Consider the following 23,555-nt stretch of genomic DNA (forward strand, 5'->3'; position numbering starts at 1 on the left):
GTGCAGGTAAACTTCGCGATTTCCCATCGCCCCATCTCATCGCCCGGTTTAATCTTCCAAAAATTTTAATTTTACAATTTTGAGAAAAACTGTTTTTTGTAACATTTTACACATTTTCGCCTCAAGTTTGCTGTTACCGTTTGAAACGTAGCAATCTAGTAAGATTGCAAGCTACAGTATGCTTACCTTTCAAAAAGCTAAGTGCATTGCTGTTACGGACAGTCTTGAATAACTCCTTGGGTTGCAAACAGGACTTATACAGACAAAAACCGAAAAATTTAACCGCTTCTAGGGTTCCGATTTGAATTAGTTTCTAACTCAGCTTAGAAAGTTCAAGTGCTGGTCCGAGAGAAGCAGACTGGTTGCCCCAATATTTTCTTAATTTGAGGGAAACACTAGCCAGTTACACGGCGGGATAAAAGCCCGGGAGAAACGCGATCGGTCAGCAAGACTCGGTTCGTTAGCTCTCGGGCTTTATCCTTGTATATCAGGGGGGTTTGCGGAAGCTAAGGAAGCCAAAGAAGGTGCAAAAGCTCGATCGACATATTCACCTCTAACCAGCAACCAGAATATGCTATGAATATCCGATATTGCTCCCCAAAAATAACGCGATCGCCATTATCCTACTGCGCCCTATTTTTCATCACCTTGTTTTTCGCTGTTGGCTGCGTCAACCCGGCAATTTATATCAAAACCACGACAGAAACCGAAGCAGCTTCTTCAATAAGTGCTAACGCAGTTCGACTTGGATTCAGCGCGTGGCCCGGCTGGTTTCCGTGGCAAATTGCCAAAGAACAAAAGATATTTGAAGCCAACAATGTTCCTGTAGACTTAAAATGGTTTGACGGCTACTTAGAATCCATCAGCACCCTCACAGCAGGGCAGATAGATGCTAACAGCCAAACCCTCGGCGATACAGTAAACTCCATATCAGGCGGCGCCGACCAAGTAATTGTTTTAGTCAACGACAACTCGACGGGAAATGACAAAGTGATTGTCGCCGAAGGTATCAATTCCGTTGCCGACTTGAAAGGTAAAAAAGTTGCAGCAGAGGAAGGTACAGTCGATCACTTTTTATTGCTGTTAGGGCTGAGAAAAGCAGGTTTATCAGTGCAAGATATTCAATTTGTGCCGCTGGAAACTGGCAAAGCTGCGGCGGCTTTCGTGGGAGGACAAGTCGATGCAGTGGCAGTATTTGCGCCGTTTACCACGCAGGCATTAAAACGCTCGAACAGCAAGGAACTGTTTAGTTCAAAAGATTTTCCGGGGGCGATTTCCGACCATTTAGTATTCACCCGAAAGTTTATCAACGAACACCCAGATCGAGTGCAAGCGCTGGTCAATTCATGGTTTGCAACATTGGAATACATGAAATCAAATCAAGACAAATCTTACCAAATTCTAGCCAACCGCGCCGGAGTTAGCGTTGAGGAATACAAAGAATATGAAAACGGCACTAAGATATTTACTATAGAGGAAAACTTGAAAGCATTTCAACCGGGAAACGACATGACATCATTGCAGTTTGCCGCGGCCGAAATGAATAAATTCCTCGTCGATGTAAATTTAGCAAAAACCCAACCCGATATCAGCACATTATTTGACGATCGCTTTATCAAAGCTTATGCAGAAGGTAAAAGCTAAAAGGCATAATTGACGATTGTGCATACACAAAAAAACCTAAAAAAAAATACTTTTTATAATCCCCCAAATCTACTTCAATTAATCGCTAAACTGTTCTGCAATTAAATCATGCCACCAAACCCCGATCCGCGATCGATCCAATCCCACCTCAAGCAAAAAAGCCTAAATCCCACCGTTTTCTGGCGGATTGCGGAAGAGATACCACAACCCCTCAATATTGGGTTAACGGTAACATCGATCGCACTGCCGCTGCTGCTGTGGTGGCTAGTAACAACCTTCGCCAACGTAGATCCCAAATTTTTGCCTTCCCCCGGCAAAGTTTTAGAGGCATTTGGCAGGCTGTGGAACACTCGCGAACTTTTGAAAGACACGGTAGCGAGTTTGTGGCGGGTGGGAGTGGGCTTTCTGTTCGCCTTGGTTTTTTCCATACCAATTGGCGTGCTGATGGGCAGTTTTCCCAGTATTCGCGCCTTGCTGGAACCCATGTTCGGCTTGATGCGATATATGCCCGCACCAGCATTCATTCCCTTGCTGATTCTATACTTGGGAATCGGCGAAGAACCCAAAATCACCCTGATTTTCATCGGCGTCTTTTTCTTCAATTCGCTGATGGTGATGGATACAGTCAAGTTTGTTCCCAAAGACTTGATCGAATCTACTTATATGTTGGGCGGGAATCGCTGGGAAATCCTAACTCAAGTTATTTTTCCCCACGTTTTGCCGGGGATTCTAGATGCTAGCCGCATCAACTTAGCTGCGGCTTGGCAATTGGTAATCGTCTCGGAATTGATTGCTGCAACCGAAGGCTTGGGTCGCCGAATTAGTGTCGCCGGTCGATTTCTCCGAACCGATGAAATATTTGTGGGGCTGATTGTCATTGGGGCGATAGGACTGACTTTTGACTTGCTTTTTCAATATCTGCTGCGGGTTTCTTGTAAATGGTCAAGCCAGAAACAGTAAGCAGATGTTAAAAGGCCGAATACTGTCATTTTTTTACTTACAATACAGAGGATAAACTCATGTTTCTGCAAATCAACAACCTGCACAAAAATTTTGAAACTAAAAAGGGTAAATTAGTTGTCCTCAAGGACATCAACATGAGCATCAAGCAAGGCGAATTTATCTGCGCGGTAGGCGCATCCGGTTCGGGCAAATCTACTCTGTTGAGGCAGATTGCGGGATTGGACAAGCCGACAACAGGGGAAGTGAAAATTGACGGCAAGGAAGTTGTTTCGCCTGGGCCGGATCGAGGTATGGTATTTCAGCATTACACTCTTTATCCTTGGATGAACGTGCAGGAAAATGCCGAGTTTGGCCTCAAACTTCAAGGCGTGTCCAAGAAAAAGCGGCGCGAACAAGCGAGCTATTATTTGAATGTGGTAGGATTGACGCAGTTTGCTTCGTCCCTGCCGAAGGAATTGTCGGGCGGGATGAAACAGCGGGTGGCGATCGCCCGCGCCCTCGCTTCTGAACCTAAAGTGTTATTAATGGATGAACCTTTCGGCGCCTTGGATATCCACACTAAAGAATCGATGCACGAATTTATGCTCGATTTGTGGCGTCGCACTCAGATTACAATCTTTATGATTACCCACGATGTCGAAGAAGCGGTGTTTCTTTCAAATCGGATTTATGCTTTGGGCGCTCGTCCCGGTACAGTGAGAAAGGAAATGTCGATTAATTTGCCCGATCGCACTCCCAGCATTAAACGGCACGCCAAATTCCACGATTACCGCGACGAACTCATGGATTTGATGCGGAAACACGGACAAGAAGCAGTTGCAATGGCTGCTTAAATAGAAATAGGTTTGTAGTTGCACTTTTTGCACCCGTGCCAAGAGTTTAACTGCCAACCTAAGTAAGTGGAAACTTAACATCTTGCACCATTGTCAATTACCTATTTAGGAACAGGCAAGATGCCTGTTCCACAAAGACTAAATTTTCTTGTGGAACAGGCATCTGGCCTGTTCTTGAGAATGGTGCAAGATATCAGTGGAGATAAATATTACTTTTGGAGAGGGTAAGTTTTGCCACTACAAAATACTATTGTTTTGTTTCGCTGACCCCCCCAAATACATCAAGAGGAACTTATGGTGCAACTATCATCGAGCGACACAAACTCAGAAATCGATTCTGACCTCGTATTAATGCAAGAAACCGTACCGGGCGGCGCGTACTGGTCGGGAGTCATCAAGCGGGGAAACACCCTGCGAATCACCGATTTAGAAGGCTCTCGCGGCGTTTCCATGCTGTGCTACAACGCCGACAATGCGATCGAACGTTTCAACGCAGCAGACACCGCCAAAATTCAATTCAACGCCTTTCTCAAAAAAGGCATGGTGATCTACACAGACATGGGACGCATCCTATTTTCCATCACCCAAGACACCTCCGGCTGTCACGATTTGCTAGGAGGATGCAGTAACGCCATTAGCAATGCCAAAAAATACGGCGAAGGAGACTGGAAAAACTCCCGCGACAACTTCCTCAAAGCCCTAAGTCGGTGGGGATTGGGCAAAAAAGATATCATGCCCAACCTCAACTTATTTACTCGCATTGCCGTCAAACCAGACGGCACGATGGAGTTTCGCGAAGGCTGCGAAAAACCGGGTAGTTTTATCGATTTGCGAGCCGAAATGAACGTATTGACCATGATCTCTAACTGCCCCCACATCCTGCATCCGGGTTCAACTTACGATCCAAAACCCATCCAAATTCAGATTGTGAAAACCCCCGCACCCGCACCAGACGACTTGTGCCGCACCGCCAACCCGGAAGCCGTGCGCGGGTTCATCAACACCGATGCTTTGTTCGTGCAATAAACCCCCGATTACACAACTCAATCTAGTCCGCATCAATCTGTCGTAAAAAATTCTGCACTTCCATCACAAAAAGTGAACCATGACTGCAACTACCCAACAAATTCTCGATCCAAAAACTGCAATTTATAACGAAGTTTTACCAGCCAGACATCCCTGGGCTCGCGTCATCAAAAAAGGACAGATTCTCCGCATTGTAGATTTAGGCGGAAATCAAGCAGTAGATTTTTTAGTTTACAATGCCGATGACCCTTCCGAACGCTACAGCGCCCCCGATACGATCGTCAATCAAGGCAACATCTTTGTCACTACAAACAGCCAACTCATTTCTAACGAAGGGCGAGCCATGATGACAATAATTGCTGACTCCTGCGGGCGGCACGATACCTCCGGCGGCGCCTGTAGCTGCGAGAGCAACTCGGTGCGGTTTGGACTAGATAAAAAATACCAGCACGCCTGCGTTGAAAATTTCCTCGCCGCAATTCTTCCCTACGGTTTGGGCAAGCGAGATTTAGTCAGCAATATCAACTTCTTTATGAATGTTCCTGTTAGCGAAGATGGCACGCTTGAAATTGTTGACGGCATCTCCGATCCGGGAAGTACAGTTGATTTGCGAGCCGAAATGAACGCGCTGGTTGCTATTTCTAACTGCCCGCAAATGAACAATCCTTGCAATGCTTACAATCCTACCCCGATTCAGTTGATTGTTTGGGATTCTGTGTAATCTAATATACCCGCCGCCATCTATTAGAATTCGCCGCGAGGGGGACGCTGGCACTATTGTTAGCGCCCTTCCCAATTGCCCCAAGAGACTTGCATAGCATTCCCAAGCTTTCCTATCTAGAAATTATCTGCGTTTATCTGCGTTCATCTCCCTTACATCTGCGGTTGACTTATCAATCAAAGATTCATACAAATACCTAAATGTTTAACAAAGTTTTGATTGCCAATCGCGGTGAAATTGCCTGCCGAATTATCCGCACACTCGATCGTCTCGGAATTGCTTCGGTAGCAGTATATTCGGAAGCCGATGCCCACGCCACACACGTTTTCGCCGCCAGCGAAGCCGTTTGTATCGGTGCAGCCGCCGCAGCCGAGAGTTATTTGCGGTTCGATCGCATTCTCGAAGTTGCGCGCCAAACAAAAGCTCAAGCTATCCATCCGGGTTACGGCTTTTTGAGCGAAAATGCTGAATTTGCCGAAGCTTGCGCCAGCGAAAATATTGCATTTATCGGCCCGACTCCGAGTCAGTTGCGCTGCTTTGGATTGAAGCACACCGCGCGGGAAATAGCCGCTGCAAATCAAGTGCCGCTAACTCCAGGAAGCGAACTTTTAGCAAGTTTAGAGGATGCCCAAAAAGCGGCTGGGGCGATCGGCTATCCGGTGATGCTCAAAAGTACCGCAGGCGGCGGCGGCATCGGTTTGCAGGCTTGTTTTGGCGATCGAGATTTGGCAGAAGCATTTGAAAAAGTACAGCGTTTGAGTCAAAGCAATTTTAAACAAAGCGGCGTTTTTTTAGAGAAATACATTCAAACAGCCAGGCACATAGAAGTCCAAATCTTTGGAGATGGCAAAGGAAATGTCATAGCCTTGGGCGAGCGAGATTGTTCCGTGCAGCGGCGCAATCAAAAAGTAATAGAAGAAACCCCCGCCCCTGCTATTAGCGACGAACAGCGAAATCAGTTGTACAGTGCAGCCGTGCGGTTGGGAAAAGCGGTAAATTACCAGTCAGCCGGGACTGTTGAATTTGTATTTGATGTCGATGCGAAACAGTTTTATTTTTTGGAAGTCAACACGCGCTTGCAAGTCGAGCACGGCGTTACTGAAGCTGTCAACAACATCGACCTCGTTGAGTGGATGGTCAAACAGGCTTCGGGAGATTTGTTCTCCCTGGAAGAGTACCGCTATCGGCCGCAGGGACACTCAATTGAGGTGCGAATTTATGCCGAAGATGCCGGCAAGAATTTTCAGCCGAGTTCCGGGTTGCTGAATCAAGTTGCGTTTCCCGAAAACGTCCGCTGCGACAGTTGGATAGAAACCGGCACGGAGGTTACTCCTTTTTACGATCCGCTGCTAGCCAAAGTAATCGTTTGCGGGGATAATCGAACCCAGGCGATCGTAAAACTAAAAGCTGCTTTAGATGCCAGTGAAATAGCGGGAATTGAAACTAATTTAGATTACCTCCGCCAGATTTTGGACGATTCCCGATTCAGCCGGGGCGAACTGAGCACGCGCTTTTTAAACTCTTTTGAATACGCACCTTTAACGATCGATGTATTGGATGGGGGAACCTACAGCAGCATTCAAGATTATCCGGGGCGGATTGGCTATTGGGATGTGGGCGTGCCGCCTTCTGGGCCGATGGATCATCTGGCATTTCGATCGGCAAATCGTTTAGTAGGAAATCCCGAATCGAGCGCAGGATTGGAATTCACAGCTACAGGTCCAACTCTGCGCTTTAATGCCGATACAGTTATTAGTCTGACTGGCGCAATTATGAAGGGAACGCTAAACGGAGAACCGGTGCCGTTTTGGACTGCAATTCCCGTAAAAGCTGGCAGCATTCTCAAGTTAAAAGCCATTCACGGTGGCGGCTACCGCACTTATTTAGCGGTAAAGCACGGCTTTAATGTCCCCGATTATTTGGGCAGCAAATCAACTTTTGTACTGGGAAAATTTGGCGGACACGCGGGCCGCACGCTGCGTCCTGGAGATGTGCTTAAACTGGTTCAAACTGCAACTCTGGAAGCGGAAATATCTTTGCCTCCGGAACTAATTCCCACCTACAGCAATAATTGGGAAATCGGCGTTTTGTACGGGCCTCACGGCGCGCCGGATTTCTTTACTGAGTCAGACATCGAAATGTTTTTCTCCACAGAATGGCAGGTGCATTACAACTCGACGCGGACGGGCATTCGGCTGATCGGCCCGAAGCCAACCTGGGCGCGTCAAGACGGAGGAGAAGCGGGTTTGCACCCGTCTAACATTCACGATAATGCTTACGCGATCGGCACGATCGATTTTACGGGCGATATGCCTGTAATTCTCGGTCTGGACGGCCCGAGTTTGGGAGGTTTTGTCTGTCCTGCTACTATTGTGCAGTCGGAATTGTGGAAAATCGGGCAACTGAAACCGGGGGACAGCATTCGCTTTCACTGTTTGAGTTTTGCTGAAGCTTTGCAGCGGGAGTTAGCACAAGATAGGCAAATTGCTACTTTTAGTTTGCCTGTTTTTGATGAAAATGCAGAGGAATTGCCAGCAGTTCCCGCCTCTCCAATTTTGCACAAAATTCCAGAATCTCCGGGACAGGTTGCTGTTACTTACCGTCAAGCTGGGGATAAATATATTCTAGTTGAATACGGCCCGTTGGTGCTGGATTTAAATTTGCGTTTTCGGGCGCACGCATTGATGGAAAATTTGAAAGCAAATCCGTTGCCTGGTGTGATCGAATTAGTGCCGGGAATGCGATCGCTGCAAATTCATTTTGACAGCGGCCAGATTTCGCAACAGCAGCTAATGCAGGCGCTGATAGCGGCGGAGGCGGAACTTCCGGCGATCGAGGATTTGGAAGTGCCGGCGCGAATTGTGCACTTGCCTTTATCTTGGGAAGATGAATCGACGCTGTTGGCTATTGAAAAATATATGCAGTCTGTGCGATCGGATGCACCTTGGTGTCCCAGCAATATTGAATTTATTCGCCGCATAAACGGGCTTGACAGCATCGAACAAGTCAGAGAAATTGTATTTAATGCTAGCTATTTAGTGATGGGTTTGGGAGACGTTTATTTAGGTGCGCCCGTCGCAACTCCCCTCGATCCGCGCCACCGTTTGGTTACTACTAAATACAATCCCGCCCGCACTTGGACTCCTGAAAATGCAGTTGGGATTGGCGGCGCGTATTTGTGCGTTTACGGGATGGAAGGGCCCGGAGGTTATCAATTTGTCGGCCGCACGGTGCAAATGTGGAATCGGTTCAAACAAACGGCGGATTTCCAGTCTGGTAAACCTTGGCTTTTGCGCTTTTTTGACCAAATCCGATTTTATCCGGTTTCTCATGAGGAATTGCACCGCTGTCGGGAAGCATTTATCGAAGGTAAGTTTAAATTAAAGGTTGAGGAAATCACTTTTAATTTGAGAGAATACAATGAGTTTTTGCATTCTATTGCTGGCAGTACGGCTGAGTTTAAAGCGCAGCAGCAGGCGGCATTTAATGCAGAGCGCGATCGCTGGGCCGCATCCGGGGAATTTGAAGCTGAATCAGCAGCAGAATCCTCGGCGGATGTGGGTTCTGAAACGGCGGCGGAGGTTACTTTGCCGATCGACTGTGAGGCTGTTGTCGCTCACGTTTCGGCTAATGTTTGGCAGGTACTGGTGAAGGTTGGAGATGCGGTTGCTGAGGGCGATCGCCTGTTAATTTTGGAAGCGATGAAAATGGAGATTGCTATTACTGCTGATGTTGCGGGCACTGTTGCCGAGTTGTTTTGTGAAAAGGGGCAAACGTTGACAGCCGGACAAATTCTAGCGGCTATTCAACCGAATTAATCCCTCGGTTGTCAATTCGGGGAGAGTAGAAGCCGTTGCATAATTGCGAGATGATTTTGATTGTTTTGTGGGATGAGTTCCTGATCTCGTCCGATGTATTTTCACCGCAGGCGAGACACCCCACAATAATCATCCTCAAATTGTGCAACACCCGCTCATTTAATGCAGGTTTAGCAGTAGTTAGGACTTCAAAAGGGTGGGGATACATCAATCAAGCAGGCCAGTGCGCGATCGCCCCCAAGTTTCCTCTGTCGGCAGTTGTTCCGAAGGCTTAGCCACTGTCAAGCGCAATGGCAAATCTGGCTTAATAAATCAAGCTGGAAAGCTGGTCATTTAGCAGGTTCGATGCTCTGTTTAGGCTTTAAATTTGTTTCAACTCACATCTTGCACCATTCTCAAGAACAGGCAAGATGCCTGTTCCATAAAAATTTAATTTTCTTGTGGAACAGGCATCTTGCCTGTTCCTAAAAAGCTTATTGACAATGGTGCAACATCTCAGTTTAAATCTCCTTAACTTAACTCTAGCAGCCCAGAAGTGAGCGGCAAACCATCCTGAAATACCAGCAATTCTCCGGGCTGAATTTGCGTCCAAACTTCGTTATCTGTCAGCGGAAAAGTGGCAATAACAGCCACGCGATCGTCCTCGTTGGTCAATTCCCGAAAATCGACTGTTATATCTTCGTCGATCGAGTGAGCGCTAGCAAAAGGTGCTTGTCGCACAATATAATGCAAATTAGTAGAACAGTGGGTGAACAAGTGTTTTCCATCGGAAAGCAAATAATTAAAAATTCCGTGTTCAGCCAAAGTTTTAGTAATTTCCTCCAGTACCCGGTAAATTTCCCCTAAAGCAGGCTTATTTTGAGGGAAAGTAGAGCGCAGCTTTTCTAATATTAAACAGAATGCTTTTTCACTGTCAGTTTTGCCAACTGGTTTGTAAACTCCGGCACATTCTGGAGAAAAATTTTCGAGATTTCCGTTGTGAGCAAACACCCAATAACGTCCCCAAAGTTCCCGAATAAAAGGGTGGCAGTTTTCCAGAGCAATTTCGCCTTGGGTAGCTTTGCGGATGTGAGCAATCACGTTAGTTGAATGAATCGGATAGCGACGCACTACTTCAGCAACCGGAGAAGCAATCGCAGGTTTAGAGTCTATAAAAAGGCGACATCCCAAACCTTCAAAGAAAGCAATTCCCCAACCGTCTTGATGAACGTCTGTTCTGCCACCTCTTGCAGAAAAACCCTCAAAAGAAAAGCAAATATCTGTTGGAACATTGCAGTTCATTCCCAGTAATTGGCACATAGCTTTTAAATCTCTGGAGTTTGAATAGATGTCGCAGCTATTGGCAGCTACAGATTTGCGATGATAGTATTATAGTATGAATTGATTTAGCCTAATAAAAAAAACACAATTATTTTGGATGGTTAACCATAATGCTACTTAAATTTTAAAAAATGCGTGAAGCCAAGCTATCCCGAACGCGCGTGCGAGCCCGTTGCGGTAGGGAATCGCCCAAAATTCAATCGCGTTCCCCGGAGAACAGTCTTCATCGTTCCATTTGTCCTGCAATTTTGTTAATTAAATTTATGTAAAATTCACTTTTGTGGGGGAAAGTCTGAAAGTTGTTTGATATCCTTCAAAACTATTTGAGGCTTCCCTTTGTACTGTTCTACCTTCCCACTGACATACACATATCCCCGTCCCAGAACCGCATAACGCTTCTCGATTAGCCGCTTCAAAGGAGCCATTTCATCAGTTTCCGCATCTGGTATCCACAAAGCTAATTTATGATACACCGAACCAGCATAAATTACAGCGCTGCCGCCGATCCTTTTAGTAATTCCCGCCTGCAAATCGCAGAAAATAGTAATAGATTTAGCTCTCTCAGAAGCAGCTAATATTTTCGGGTAGTCCAACCTCAAAGAAAGCGCTCCTGCGGTTGCTTCCGACAACCGAAACTCTTCAACAATCGAGCCTCGCATCGACCACCAAGGAAGTAAATTAGCATAGTTGCGAGAGGGAATTTTGGCATTGATAATCGGATTCCAAATCATCAGATTGTAAGCTTTTGCTGCCGATTCTCCCTCAGTCATTTGTCGGTGATACAATCGGGATCGCCCGTATTTGACGAAGTAGGGACTCCAGCCTTCTTCAATCAGTTTAAGATTGTAATTTTCTCCGTCTTTATGTACGTAACAGAGGAGACGCCCGTAGTTGTCGCGGTGTTTTTGTAGAGCTACTTCAACCGAATCGTCTGTATCAAATTCTATGTCAATTTGAGCAAGTCCGCCATCTGCTGTGGCGAAGTATTTTTTAGCCATTTCTGAAGCTGCTTTCCCCGCTACAGTTACAGGTTTGGAACCTCCCGAATGACTTTCTTCTGTATCGACGCAAATCAGCCGCAGAGATTCGGTTTTGCCGTTGAGAGAAATTTTGATGCTGTCGCCATCAACTACTTTAGTTATTTGCAGGTTCGGAATTCTGGTTGCCATATTTTGAACCCTGTTGCACTTGAGATTTCATGCAGGTATCGCTTGGATTATACACGAGTTCGTTATCACTAGCAACTCTAATTTTTGTTGTTTGTATTAATATTTGTCAACAGTCGCGTATTTTATCAATTCGGGGAAAAAATCTTGAAAATCTGATTCTAAGCGCTGATAGTTAGCTGTCAAATCTTCTATGCCGCTTGCTAAGTTATTTGTCCGCTTGATTCGGGCTGACATTCTTGTAAGAGTGATGCCGATTTCGGCAATTTCCTGATAAGATGAAAGCAAGTCGCGGGCAATTATTGTGGGCAGTACCCGCTGGAGAGAGTCAGGTAATATATCGCGGTTGTCTTGTAGGATTTTATAGACATCCTGAGAAAAATCCCGGAGGGGAATTTCTGAATATTCCAGCCAATTTTTAGCCAAGAAGTGGTCGTAAAACACGTCAATCAAAACTCCAGCAAACCTGCGTCTCTGGGAAGAAATAAGGCTTTTACTCGCTCGCACTATTGCGTGAGAGTCCGTGTAGCTATCTACTTTGCGGTGCAAATCGATGCCCTTTCTAATTTCATCGGGATAAAGGTTGATTGCCGAACCTTTGACAAAATCTCCTAAGAGGTTGCCAATCAGGGATTCTGGCGTGCCTTTTGATAAGAATAGATGAGCCAAATAATTCATTGCTACAGTAAAAATATCTAAGATAGCATAAGCAGAAAGAGTAAGGTGCACGACCCGGCGCACCTTACTGCTATTAAGAACCTGCCCTGAAAAAAATCCCCCTACGCACCACCGCGCAACTTATCCAAAACCGTCCGGTCTTCCAAAGTCGAAGTATCCCCAGAAACCTCTTGTCCCGCCGCCAAAGAACGCAGCAATCGGCGCATAATCTTCCCGCTTCGCGTTTTCGGCAAAGCATCAGTAAATCGAATTTCGCCGGGACGGGCGATCGCCCCAATTTCCTTAACAACGTGCTGCTTCAATTCTTTAGCCAATTCATCGCTAGGTTGCTGCGAGTTGTCCAACGTGACAAAAGCCACAATTTCCTCACCTTTAATCTCATCCGGTTTGCCAACAACCGCAGCTTCCGCCACCGCTGGATGCGATACCAAAGCTGACTCGACTTCCATTGTGCCAAGTCGGTGTCCGGCCACATTAATTACATCATCAACGCGACCCATTACCCAGAAATAACCGTCTTTGTCCTTGTGCGCGCCGTCCCCTGCAAAGTACACAAATTCGCCATCTTTCGGGTGTAAATATTCCCAATAAGTGCGGCGGAAACGATCGGGATCGTTGTAAAGTGTCCGCATCATTCCCGGCCAAGGATGTTTCACCACTAAATAACCGCCGCTTTCGTTAGTGACTGGTTCCCCATCTTGGTCAACAACATCGACCACAATTCCGGGGAACGGTAGGGTTGCAGAACCGGGTTTTGTAGGAATTGCACCGGGCAAAGCGGTAATCATAATTCCCCCGGTTTCTGTTTGCCACCAAGTATCAACGATCGGACAATTCGAATGGCCAATTACGCGCTGATACCACATCCAAGCTTCGGGATTGATCGGTTCGCCAACGGTTCCTAACAATCGTAAAGACGACAAATCGCGCGCGTTGGGCAAGTGTTCGCCCATTTTCATAAAGGTGCGAATTGCGGTGGGTGCAGTGTAGAAAACGGTGACGCCGTATTTTTCAATTACATCCCAAAAACAGCCTGGATTAGAAGGGCGAGGAGCACCTTCATACATTAAAGTTGTTGCACCGTTGGACAGTGGCCCGTAGACTATGTAACTGTGTCCGGTAATCCAGCCGACATCAGCAGTACACCAATAAACATCGGTATCTTGGAGGTCGAATATCCACTTGGTTGTCATGTGGGTATAAAGGTTATAACCACCGGTTGTATGGACGACACCTTTCGGTTTGCCGGTACTGCCACTGGTGTAGAGTACGAACAGCATATCTTCGCTGTCCATCGGTTCGGCGGGACAATTTGCCGATGCACCTTTTTGCAAATCGTGCCACCAATGATCGCGCCCTGGTTCCATGTCAATTTGCTGTTTGGTGCGCTGAACTACCAGAACGTTGGTAACACTGGGTGTGGCATTATTTGCTAATGCTTTGTCTACTTGTGTTTTGAGGCCGACGGCGGTATCTTTGCGGAAGCCACCGTCAGCGGTGATGACGAGTTTTGCTTGGCCGTCGTTAAGTCGATCGCGCAAAGCTTCTGCACTAAAACCGCCAAAAACAACGCTGTGTACTGCACCGATTCTGGCACAGGCTAGCATGGCGATCGCAGCTTCGGGAATCATCGGCATATAAATGCCAACGCGATCGCCCTTTTGGACTCCCAATTGTTTGATGACGTTCGCCATTTGGCAGACTTCGCGGTGGAGTTGCGCGTAGGTGATGGTGCGGGAATCTCCGGGTTCGCCTTCCCAAATCAGGGCGGCTTTATTTTTGCGCCAAGTGGTTAAGTGGCGATCGAGACAATTGTAAGAAATATTAATTTTACCGTTGACAAACCATTTAGCAAAAGGCGGTTGCCAGTCGAGCACGGTATCCCAGTTTTGGAACCAGTGCAATTCTTGGGCGGCGAGTTCTGCCCAGAAGGCTTGGGGGTCAGCTTTGGCTTTGTCGTAGAGGGCTTGGTACTCTTCTAGGCTTTTGATGTGAGCTTTTTGGGAGAATTCAGCGGGCGGCTGAAATAGCCGTTTTTCTTGCAGAATTGATTCGATCGTATCTTGTGACATTGCTGTTAGTTTTTAGTTCAGTTACTCTTTTTAGCTATTGTGTGCATAAGTTGGGACAAAAGTATGTTTATTTTCCTTAAGACTTTGGGGAATTTGGTCAAGGTTGGAGCTGCATGAGAAGTTATAGCACTGGTAAATTGTAAATTCTATCTTGGTACTCATTATCAAATGATGCTTCATAAATCAGAAGCAGTAGTTCAATATTTTGACCGATACTCAGCTTGGAATTCAGGATAAAGATTCCTGGAACATGACCATTTTGCTCTAAATGCTCTGTTAAATGAACTGGCATAGAGCGGCGGTTGTTGGTAACAAGAATGAAGTGGTGTATTTCGCACCAAATAAGAATTTCTGGATCGAGAGTGCCTTTGGAAGGTGCTGTTAGTTCTCCCACTGCTAGAACAACCAGATCGGGATTGCGCCTGCGAATTTGGTTAACATATGCAGGATCGACATTTTCATCAAAGAGATACTGGATTGGCATCAGCTTTGCTCCTTGCCTCTCTTTCTGCTTTAAATTTGCGAAGTTTTTCTGTCACTGGAGGAGGATTGCGAGTTTGTTCTTCTCGCATTTTTTCGCCCCATTCCAGCCATTCGGTTATGTATTTACCGACTGCTTCTTTGTTGTGCAAGTAGTACAAAATTGTCGCATAAACCTGTTCGAGGGTGAGGGATGTATAAATGTTGGCAATTTCTTCGGGAGTTCGAGCGCGAAACAGGTACTCATAAAGAATGGTTTCGATGCCAATACGGGAACCTTTGATCCGAATATCGTCAGGTCTCAGGAAGTTGAAGTAGTCTTCTAGTTGCATAGCTTGGTGGTTAGGATAAGGGTTGATAATATTATAATACCTGAACAGAAGATGGTTTGATGTGTTTTTTTGAGGTTAATAAAAATAAATCAAACGGGTTTCACTCTTATTATAATGCCTCTATAATATAGTTTACTGGATCGGCAGAGCGCACAAAAGCCATGACGCAAAATTTAGAAGAAAGCCAACTTTCGCTAAATGACGTTCGCCACCTTCTCAAATTGGAAGAGCGAGAAGGAAACGCCTTCACCGATTTTTTTTCTATGCAAGCGCTGTCAGAATTAGAACTGCAAGAAATATTAAAGATTAGAACTGACTTTAGACGCTACTTATCCGCAGGAAAAGTTTCAGCAGAACTGGTTAAATTTTTAGTGCTTTCACCGTTAATGAGATTAGCAGGATTTTTTGATATTCCGATCCTGCTGACAATGGAAGATAGCATCCCGATCGAGGTTGAGGATGAGGATACTTTAATTAAAGGGCGGTTGGATATTTTAGCGGTAAATCAGCCGGATGCAGAGCTCGCGGCTGCACAGTTTTGGATTTTGGTAGTGGAGGCGAAAAATAGTGCGATCGCACCTTTGACTGGTTTACCGCAACTCCTGACTTATACTTATAAAAGTTTGCAGCAGCAATCGTCTGTTTGGGGATTGACCACGAATGGCGAAAGTTATCGGTTTGTGCGGGTGACGCGGGGAAATCCTTGTACTTATCAGATTTTACCGGAATTGAATTTGATTGACCCAGAGCGATCGCTCTTGTTAGCGCAAGTGTTGAAAGCTATTTGCAAGTTGCAGAATGTGCAGTTGCAGTTGGCTTAACAAGGGCGATCGCATCCGATGTTATGGTGACGGTGGAGTCGTGTGCTCGATCGGTGGAACCTTTTGTGCAGGAGTTGGCGGTTGTTCAGTCCGCAAAAGTTCGATCGCAGTTGGTGTTAAAGGAATCGTCACTAGGAGGATGGGTAGAAAAAATTTCTCTAACAACCATTTGATATCTGACTTAGACAGCTTCTTCAAAAAGTTCCGTCTATTATTCGGTTTTTCTGGTTTCATTTTTTTTAATCTCTATCTATCTATCTATGTACATTTCCTACGATATCTGGATTTTTTGTGTTCGCGGGCGATCATCAATTTAGCCTCCCAAATTAGTTGTTAAGTAAAAATTTGAAGAGATTGTGAGTTGCGATAGAATGATTTGTGAAAGAGTTTGTGAGAAAAAAGTCACAAATCATTTTTGGCTTAGAAATTTGTGAAAATTAACTAGGGATTGAATGAACAGCTATCCTAAAGCTCTAAGTTATGCTAATTTAAGAGAAATTAGGCAGGTTTGAGGCAGAGGTGGAATGGAGAAGATGACAAAACAGGAGTTTGAGGCTATCTATACAGACAAGCTTACAAAAAAACAGCGTCTAGTGCTAAGGGAGTTCTTGCAAGATAAGCCAGACCAACAAATCGCTAACTCTCTCACCCCAAAAGTAACGAGGTCGTGTGTCAGCGATCATATTTCAAATATTTGCCAGTCATTTAATATCACAAATGAGCCGGGTGGAGGATATACGCAACGTGAAGAGTTGATTCTATTATTTGTCACATATAAACCTGACTTAGTTTGCCCAGAGTTATTAAAGGAATTCGGGGAAAGAACCCCTGCTCCAAAAGCATTAGAATTGCCAGAAGGGCCAGTGCGATTAAATTCTGAGTTTTATATAGAGCGTTCTAGAATGGAATCTGACTGTTATAAACAGGTTTTAGAGCGGGGGTCAATGATTCGCATTAAAGCTCCCAACTTGATGGGGAAAAGTTCTTTGTTGATTCGCATTATGGAACGCGCAAAAAGCAATAATTATCAGTTAGTGCGTTTAGATTTTAGAGAGGCTGAAAAAGAAATTTTTAGTGATATAAATAAATTCATTAAATGGTTTGGCTTGAATATCAGCCGAGAGCTAAAACTAGAATCTAATATCGATAAATATTTGCAGGCGGGTGGAGGCATTCTTGTGAATTGCAAAAAATACTTTCAATATGAAGTTTTAGAAGCTATAGATAGTCCTTTAGTATTAGCTTTAGAAGAAATAGACTGTATTTTTGCTTATAAGGAAATTTCAGAAGATTTTTTTAGTATGTTACGAAGCTGGTTTGAAGAAACTCGGAAAACGGAAATATGGGAAAACTTGCGAATGGTGCTGCTTTATTCTACAAATGTGTACGTGGAATTACCTTATAATCAATCACCATTTAATGTCGGGTTTGAAGTAGAGTTGACAGAATTTAGCCAGCAAAATATTCTAGATTTAGCCCGCCGCCATCAATTATCTTGGGGAACTGATGAAGTGGCGACATTGATGGCAATGATTGGCGGTTATCCTTATATGGTACGCAAGGCGCTTTATCATTTGAAGGATTCCAATCTATCTTTAGCAGAAGTTTTGCAAAATGCAGCTACAAATGTGGGAATTTACGGCAAGCATTTGCAGAGTCACTGGGCGAATGTGCAAAATTATTCTGAACTAAAAGCTGCTCTTAAACAAGTTGTTTGTGCAGACAGTGCGGTCAAATTAGAACGGATGCTAGAATTTAAGTTATTGAGTACGGGTTTAGTCAAGCAAAATCAGCATGGTATAACTCCTAGCTGTCGGTTATATCGGGATTATTTTGCAGAAAAATTTCGAGATTAGAGTCTGGAGTAAAACCCTATTATGGCGGTTTATCAATATCAAGTTGGTGGCTCTTTAGAGTACGAACATCCTACCTATGTTAAGCGTCAGGCAGACAGCGAACTTTATGACAGTTTGATAGCCGGAGAATTTTGTTATGTGTTGAACTCCCGACAAATGGGCAAATCAAGCTTGCTAGTAAAAACGATGAAACGCTTGCGCGAAAAAGCAGGCTTTAAATGTATGGCGATAGATTTAACAGATATCGGTAGGGAGAGTTCAGACTGCTGGTATTTTGGGATTATTTCTGAGTTAGTTCGGGGTGGCGCACTCTCAAGAAAGGTGGATGTTGACAGTTGGTGGCAGCAACGACAATTGCTGTCGCCATCTCAACGATTGAGTCAGTTTATTGAAGATATTTTACTAACAGAAATTTCGCAAAATATAGTTATTTTTATTGATGAAATTGATTCGATTTTAAAGCTGAGCTGGAAAGATGACTTTTTTCTTTTAATTCGGGCTTCTTATAACAAAAGAGCAATGAATTCTGAATATAAGCGCCTTGCCTTTTGTCTTTTGGGAGTTGCGACGCCAGCAGATTTGATTCGCGATAAAGACCGAACACCTTTTAATATTGGCAAAGCTATTGATTTAACAGGGTTTACTTTTGATGAAGCTCGACCTGCTTTAATCCCTGGCTTAATGCTAGAGCGCTCGGAGGAAATATCAGAGAAGATATTAGCTGAGGTTTTTAATTGGACAAACGGACAACCTTTTTTGATGCAAAGACTCTGCCGACTGATGGTCTATCACTCGGCCCGTGGGAGTTCTGATGTGGAAGATTTAGTGCAAAAGTACGTCATTGATAATTGGGAAGCGAATGACGAACTAGAACATTTAAAGACAATTAGAGATCGCTTGCTGCTTGACTATCAAGACCGCACGGCGCTACTGCTCGGTATTTATCAGCAAATACTGACGGATGCGGAGCAGAAAATCCCTGCTGATAATAGTCTCGATCAAAGAAGGTTACAACTCTCAGGATTGGTCGTCAAACGCAACGGATATCTACAAGTTTATAACCCCATATACGCCGCAATATTTAACCTCGATTGGGTACAGCAAGAATTAGCAAAACTCCGCCCATACCAGGAAAACTTCGCCGCTTGGATTGCCTCAAATCGTCAAGATACTTCCCGACTGTTGCGCGGCAAAGCGTTGGATGATGCGTTGCAGTGGAAAGTGGGGAAACGTTTAAGCGATGAGGATAATGATTTTTTAGATGCCAGTCAAGCTGATGAACGGCAAGAACTGAAGAAAAGTAATGAATCATTAAGAGAATTCCGTAAACAATTCAGGGAAGTTTTCAAAATCGAAGAAGCTGGACGCAATGCCTTAGAGCTTTTTCAGTCGGATGGAAAGCAAATAGAAGCCTTGCGGGTAGCTATCAAAGCAGGAGAAGATTTAAAGAAGTGGATACCAGATAATCCGCCGCTTTCCGAATATCCCGTTACCAATCCTCTGTTAGTTTTGCAGAATATTCTTGCTAAAATCCGCGAAGAGTACCAGTTTGTCGGACATAAGGGCTCGGTAAAGAGTGTCTATTTTAGCCCGACTGGAAATGCGATCGCTACTGCCTCCTATGACGGCACCGCCAAATTGTGGGACTTGCAGGGCAACTGCTTGGTAACATTCAGCGGACATAATAAATCGGTAACAAGTATCAGTTTTAGCCCGACTGGAGATGCGATAGCTACTGCCTCCTATGACGGCACCGCCAAATTGTGGGACTTGCAGGGCAACTGCTTGGTAACATTCACCGGACATAATAACTGGGTAACAAGTGTCAGTTTTAGCCCGACTAGAAATGCGATCGTCACTGCCTCATCTGACGGCGCGAAATTGTGGGACTTGCAGGGTAACTGCTTGGTAAGATTCACCGGACATAATAAGTCGGTATGGAGTGTCAGTTTTAGCCCGACAGGGGATGCGATCGCCACTGCCTCAGATGACAACACCGCGAAATTGTGGGACTTGCAGGGTAACTGCTTGGTAACATTCACCGGACATAATAACTCGGTAAGAAGTGTCTGTTTTAGCCCGACAAGTGATGCGATCGCTACTGCCTCAAATGACGGCACAGCCAAATTGTGGGACTTGCAGGGCAACTGCTGGGTAACATTCACCGGACATAATTATTCGGTAAGAAGTGTCTGTTTTAGCCCGACAGGGGATGCGATCGCTACTGCCTCATCTGACAAAACTGCCAAATTGTGGGACTTGCAGGGCAACTGCTTGGTAACATTCACCGGACATAATCACCCGGTAAATAGTGTCAGTTTTAGCCCGACAAGAGATGCGATCGGTACTGCCTCAGATGACAAAACTGCCAAATTGTGGGACTTGCAGGGCAACTGCTTGGTAACATTCACCGGACATCATGACTGGGTAAATAGTGTCAGTTTTAGCCCCACAGGAGATGCGATCGCCACTGCCTCAGATGACAACACCGCCAAATTGTGGGACTTGGAGGGCAACTGCTTGGTAACATTCACCGGACATAATAACTCGGTATGGAGTGTCAGTTTTAGCCCCACAGGGGATACGATCGCTACTGCCTCACATGACGGCACCGCCAAATTGTGGGACTTGCATGGGAATTTACTTGCAGACTTTAGCGGCTATAAAGGCAATTTGCTCAAAGGTGAGGCTGATTTTGTGGAGTTAACCAGTCCGATTTATAGTATTTGTTTTAGTCGGGACGGGAAGTCTTTAATAACTGGTTCGCAGGATGGAAAGGTGCGGTTTTGGCCGGTGGAAAGTTTGGATGAGTTGTTGACGAGGGGGAGGGAATGGCTTGGTGAGAAAATTTAACCGCTGATCCACGCGAATGATTGGTATTTAGCAACGATTTTACGATTCTTTTTCACTTGTTCAAACTGCTATTAGCTTTACCAACTCTAGACACCAGAATTATTGAATAATTCTGGTATCTAGCAGACTACAAGCCGGAAATTTAAAAATCAAGATTTATTAAGATTTTACAAAAAAGCGATGACAAATCACAAATCATGTATCTAAAATAAGAGACAATTTGACCCGGAAACTGAAGGTAAGAAAATGTCTGAACTTAGACAAAATCTAATTACCAGAGATTGGGTAATCATCGCCACCGAACGGGCGACAAGACCGGATCAATTCGCTAACAAAAAAAACTGGGCTGCCGTACTGCCACCGCACCGTGCCGATTGCCCGTTTTGCGTGGGAAATGAAGAAGACGGAACCTTAGAAACTTGCCGTTTGGGCGATCGCGCTGACTGGAAAGTAAGGGCAATTTATAACAAATATCCCGCCCTCTCCCCGACAGAAAAATGGATGAGGATATCATCGGGAATTCACCGCACGATGGCGGGAATCGGCGTTCACGAAGTAATTGTCGAACACCCGCGACACGATTTAACAACAGCTTTGTTGAGTGTTGAAGAAGTTGCAAACATACTTTTAGTATACCGCCAGCGCTATGTAGAAATTAGAAAAAATCCCCACATTGAAACAATTATTATCTTCAAAAATCACGGGGAAACTGCCGGAACTTCTATCGAACACCCCCACTCGCAGATAGCAGCGACGCCCGTTGTACCAAGCCAATTTCGCAGCCGCATCGACGAAGCTATTAGATATTTTGATGACACGGGAGAATGTCTGTTTTGCCGGACTTTGGAAGATGAATTAGCGGCGAGAGAAAGAGTGATTTGTGAGAGTGAACATTTTGTGGCTTTTATCCCTTACGCTGCACTTTCACCGTTTCACACTTGGATTTTTCCGCGTCGGCATTCCTCTTCCTTTGATGAAATTACTGATGGGGAAATTACGGCTCTTGCTGATACTTTGAAAACTGTACTAGCTAAGCTTTATTACGGATTGAACAATCCTGATTACAACTATAATATTCGCTCGGCACCGATCGCCGAAGGGGGAACAAAATACTTTCACTGGTACATCGCCATTATTCCCAGAGTCACCAAGCAAGCTGGGTTTGAGTTGGGCAGCGGGATGTTTATCAATACTGCTTTGCCCGAAGAAAGTGCGGCGTTTTTGCGATCGATCGAAATTCCTAGCGACAGTAATTTTCCCCACATCTAAAGTATTCTAGATCACAATAGGTCAAATTTATTTCAAATTGGGGTGAAAATGCACGCAGCTACTCCCAGTTGCGAGTCTGCATTGGGGGAGGAAACTGATATTATTGGAGATTTGATATTTGAGATTAAAGAAGTAGGAATAACGCATGATCTAAGGGTTTAGATCATCGACCTAAAGTTGGATTCTTTTTTTAAACTGGTATAACTTACGCTCTAAATTTATGAACGTACAAATACTTATGGATGTTACCAACCTCACAATAAACTTTCGACATACTGCCAGCCGTCGTCGCTAAAAGTAGCTCTCAACATATCTCTAATTTTGGCATCGATCGATAAGAGTCCCTCGCCAGAGTCACCATTTTCGCCGATTTCACAACTCTCATCAGACAAATGTTCTTGAATGTTGGCCAGAGTATCGGCGAAATTAGCCAGAAAATAATGTTCGTGCACCCACGCTGTCGGATCTGGTATTGCTGCACTCCCAAAAGCTCGATCGACTAAATCTTTTTTGGCAACATCGTCAGTCTGGTTTTTCATGTTGAGTTCGATTTAGGTAGAACTGGTAACTTATCCATTTTAAGCTTAATTGTCCACAGGATCGCGATCCTGATCGACCACAGCAGTGACAAATTTGTGTAGTTTGTGCGATCGCGATCCTAATTTTTTGGTCCCTCGCGTGTTATCATTTTACATCACACTCCCTGACAATAATTTTCACATCGGGTAAAATACACTTGGGCATCATTCCGTGAACTCCTTTTTGAGGATTGTTGACAGCCTGCGTAATCCGAAAATTTACCGCTATGGAACACAAAACATAAGCATCTTCCTCTTGGAAACCTGCAAACTTTTGCAGCCAATAAACCGTCTGTTTTACCGCCATCTCAAACGCTTCATCTAATGTTCTACCAAATCCCATAATTACAATATGAGTGGGCGTTTCTGCAAACGGAAACATCAAAATAAAATCCTTGCGTAAGATGATTTTAATAGTCCCATTCATCGAAGTTTCTATAGCAGTACCGTCAACTTCACCGTCTCCTTGTGCCGAATGTCCGTCGCCGATGGACAGTAAACCGCCCCGCAGAAAAACAGGTAAAAATAACCGCGTTCCTGCTTGGAGTTCCTGATTGTCCAGATTGCCGCCGTAGCGCTCTGGAGGAATAGAAGAACGGTTGATTTCTGAATTTGCAACGCCGATAATTCCAAAAAAAGGATGCAGGGGAATCCGAATGTCGCTACCTGGGGGAAATTCAGCAGTTTTTTGCTGTAAATCTAGCGGAATAAAACGCAATTTAGGTTCGGGAAAATAATCAGGTAATGCTCCCCATCCGGCGCGAATTGCATTAAATCCTACTGGCAAACTTGGGTAAACATTCTCAATGTGAATTTCTAAAACGTCTCCCGGTTCGGCATTGTTAACATAAATCGGGCCTGTCAGCAAGTGGGGCCCTGGGCCAACTTTGCGGTTGGGAGGCAAATTCTGACAAATATCTAAAAATTCCGGCGTCCGAAATTCCGGCGGCGCTTTGTCAGCAACATAATATCCTGAATAGGTTTCGATGTCGATGCGATCGCCCGAATCCACCCTTAAAGCAGGTTCGATATTCGGAGAGAAACCGCCCAAGTGTACGGTTTTGCAGTTAGCCTTGAGAAGGTGGCGAGTCATGGGATTTTAGATTTTAGATTTTAGATTTTAGA

At 44.9% G+C, this 23,555-nt stretch carries 20 protein-coding genes and 1 riboswitch; of the genes, 11 read left to right on the forward strand and 9 right to left on the reverse strand.

Annotated elements, in window-relative coordinates:
* Window positions 1-277 precede the first annotated feature (277 nt).
* A riboswitch (guanidine-I (ykkC/yxkD leader) is annotated at window positions 278-432 on the forward strand.
* A 144-nt stretch (window positions 433-576) separates the two neighbouring features.
* The 7 genes from QUA10_RS13855 (at window position 577) to QUA10_RS13885 (ending at window position 9,280) form a co-directional block, all read left to right on the forward strand.
* Entirely contained in the window at window positions 577-1,644 is a 1,068-nt protein-coding gene (locus QUA10_RS13855) for an ABC transporter substrate-binding protein (RefSeq protein WP_333081671.1), read from the forward strand.
* A gap of 108 nt (window positions 1,645-1,752) precedes the next feature.
* Complete coding sequence (locus tag QUA10_RS13860) at window positions 1,753-2,604, forward strand: ABC transporter permease (protein ID WP_333081669.1); 852 nt, start codon at window positions 1,753-1,755, stop codon at window positions 2,602-2,604.
* Between the two features lie 59 nt (window positions 2,605-2,663).
* Window positions 2,664-3,440 (forward strand): ABC transporter ATP-binding protein, encoded by a 777-nt coding sequence (locus QUA10_RS13865; protein WP_333081668.1) that lies wholly within the window; start codon window positions 2,664-2,666, stop codon window positions 3,438-3,440.
* Window positions 3,441-3,734: 294 nt separating this feature from the next.
* On the forward strand, window positions 3,735-4,466 hold the full coding sequence (locus QUA10_RS13870) for an urea amidolyase associated protein UAAP1 (RefSeq protein ID WP_333081666.1): 732 nt from the start codon (window positions 3,735-3,737) through the stop codon (window positions 4,464-4,466).
* 79 nt (window positions 4,467-4,545) lie between these two features.
* Window positions 4,546-5,187, forward strand: a complete 642-nt coding sequence (locus QUA10_RS13875; protein WP_332952432.1) for an urea amidolyase associated protein UAAP2 — start codon at window positions 4,546-4,548, stop codon at window positions 5,185-5,187.
* Between the two features lie 200 nt (window positions 5,188-5,387).
* The gene (gene uca, locus QUA10_RS13880) at window positions 5,388-9,005 is read left to right on the forward strand and encodes an urea carboxylase (RefSeq protein ID WP_333081665.1); all 3,618 of its coding nucleotides are present in this window, start codon (window positions 5,388-5,390) and stop codon (window positions 9,003-9,005) included.
* A 56-nt stretch (window positions 9,006-9,061) separates the two neighbouring features.
* Complete coding sequence (locus tag QUA10_RS13885) at window positions 9,062-9,280, forward strand: hypothetical protein (RefSeq protein WP_333086280.1); 219 nt, start codon at window positions 9,062-9,064, stop codon at window positions 9,278-9,280.
* A gap of 235 nt (window positions 9,281-9,515) precedes the next feature.
* Here the strand turns inward: QUA10_RS13885 and QUA10_RS13890 are convergent, their stop codons facing one another.
* The 6 genes from QUA10_RS13890 to QUA10_RS13915 form a co-directional block, all read right to left on the reverse strand.
* Complete coding sequence (locus tag QUA10_RS13890; RefSeq protein WP_333081663.1) at window positions 9,516-10,304, reverse strand: class II glutamine amidotransferase; 789 nt, start codon at window positions 10,302-10,304, stop codon at window positions 9,516-9,518.
* A gap of 293 nt (window positions 10,305-10,597) precedes the next feature.
* Entirely contained in the window at window positions 10,598-11,494 is an 897-nt protein-coding gene (locus tag QUA10_RS13895) for a thermonuclease family protein (RefSeq protein WP_333081662.1), read from the reverse strand.
* 96 nt (window positions 11,495-11,590) lie between these two features.
* Complete coding sequence (locus tag QUA10_RS13900) at window positions 11,591-12,220, reverse strand: ACP phosphodiesterase (protein WP_333081661.1); 630 nt, start codon at window positions 12,218-12,220, stop codon at window positions 11,591-11,593.
* A gap of 50 nt (window positions 12,221-12,270) precedes the next feature.
* On the reverse strand, window positions 12,271-14,241 hold the full coding sequence (gene acs / locus QUA10_RS13905) for an acetate--CoA ligase (RefSeq protein WP_333081660.1): 1,971 nt from the start codon (window positions 14,239-14,241) through the stop codon (window positions 12,271-12,273).
* A gap of 121 nt (window positions 14,242-14,362) precedes the next feature.
* Window positions 14,363-14,725, reverse strand: coding sequence for a DUF5615 family PIN-like protein (locus tag QUA10_RS13910; protein ID WP_333081658.1), 363 nt, complete (start codon window positions 14,723-14,725; stop codon window positions 14,363-14,365).
* Window positions 14,703-15,053, reverse strand: coding sequence for a DUF433 domain-containing protein (locus QUA10_RS13915; protein ID WP_333081657.1), 351 nt, complete (start codon window positions 15,051-15,053; stop codon window positions 14,703-14,705). The genes QUA10_RS13910 and QUA10_RS13915 overlap by 23 nt, the downstream gene beginning before the upstream one ends.
* A gap of 161 nt (window positions 15,054-15,214) precedes the next feature.
* On the opposite strand from QUA10_RS13915, the gene QUA10_RS13920 reads away from it, so the two are divergent.
* On the forward strand, window positions 15,215-15,874 hold the full coding sequence (locus QUA10_RS13920; protein WP_333081656.1) for a restriction endonuclease subunit R: 660 nt from the start codon (window positions 15,215-15,217) through the stop codon (window positions 15,872-15,874).
* Between the two features lie 21 nt (window positions 15,875-15,895).
* On the opposite strand, the gene QUA10_RS13925 is transcribed toward QUA10_RS13920, so the two are convergent.
* A complete protein-coding gene (locus QUA10_RS13925; protein WP_333081655.1) occupies window positions 15,896-16,108 on the reverse strand; it encodes a hypothetical protein in 213 nt (70 codons plus the stop codon).
* A gap of 299 nt (window positions 16,109-16,407) precedes the next feature.
* Here QUA10_RS13925 and QUA10_RS13930 point away from each other — a divergent pair, with 299 nt between their 5' ends.
* The 3 genes from QUA10_RS13930 to galT all read left to right on the forward strand — a co-directional run bounded on the left by QUA10_RS13930 (window position 16,408) and on the right by galT (window position 21,852).
* Complete coding sequence (locus QUA10_RS13930) at window positions 16,408-17,730, forward strand: AAA-like domain-containing protein (protein ID WP_333081654.1); 1,323 nt, start codon at window positions 16,408-16,410, stop codon at window positions 17,728-17,730.
* Between the two features lie 21 nt (window positions 17,731-17,751).
* On the forward strand, window positions 17,752-20,583 hold the full coding sequence (locus tag QUA10_RS13935; RefSeq protein WP_333086281.1) for an AAA-like domain-containing protein: 2,832 nt from the start codon (window positions 17,752-17,754) through the stop codon (window positions 20,581-20,583).
* Between the two features lie 246 nt (window positions 20,584-20,829).
* Complete coding sequence (gene galT / locus QUA10_RS13940; protein ID WP_333081652.1) at window positions 20,830-21,852, forward strand: galactose-1-phosphate uridylyltransferase; 1,023 nt, start codon at window positions 20,830-20,832, stop codon at window positions 21,850-21,852.
* Between the two features lie 254 nt (window positions 21,853-22,106).
* On the opposite strand, the gene QUA10_RS13945 is transcribed toward galT, so the two are convergent.
* On the reverse strand, window positions 22,107-22,391 hold the full coding sequence (locus QUA10_RS13945; protein WP_333081651.1) for a hypothetical protein: 285 nt from the start codon (window positions 22,389-22,391) through the stop codon (window positions 22,107-22,109).
* 145 nt (window positions 22,392-22,536) lie between these two features.
* Entirely contained in the window at window positions 22,537-23,523 is a 987-nt protein-coding gene (locus QUA10_RS13950; protein ID WP_333081650.1) for an acetamidase/formamidase family protein, read from the reverse strand.
* Between the last annotated feature and the right edge of the window lie 32 nt (window positions 23,524-23,555).

The sequence above is a fragment of the Microcoleus sp. Pol8_D6 genome (genome assembly GCF_036700965.1).
In the GTDB taxonomy this organism is placed as follows: domain Bacteria; phylum Cyanobacteriota; class Cyanobacteriia; order Cyanobacteriales; family Microcoleaceae; genus Microcoleus.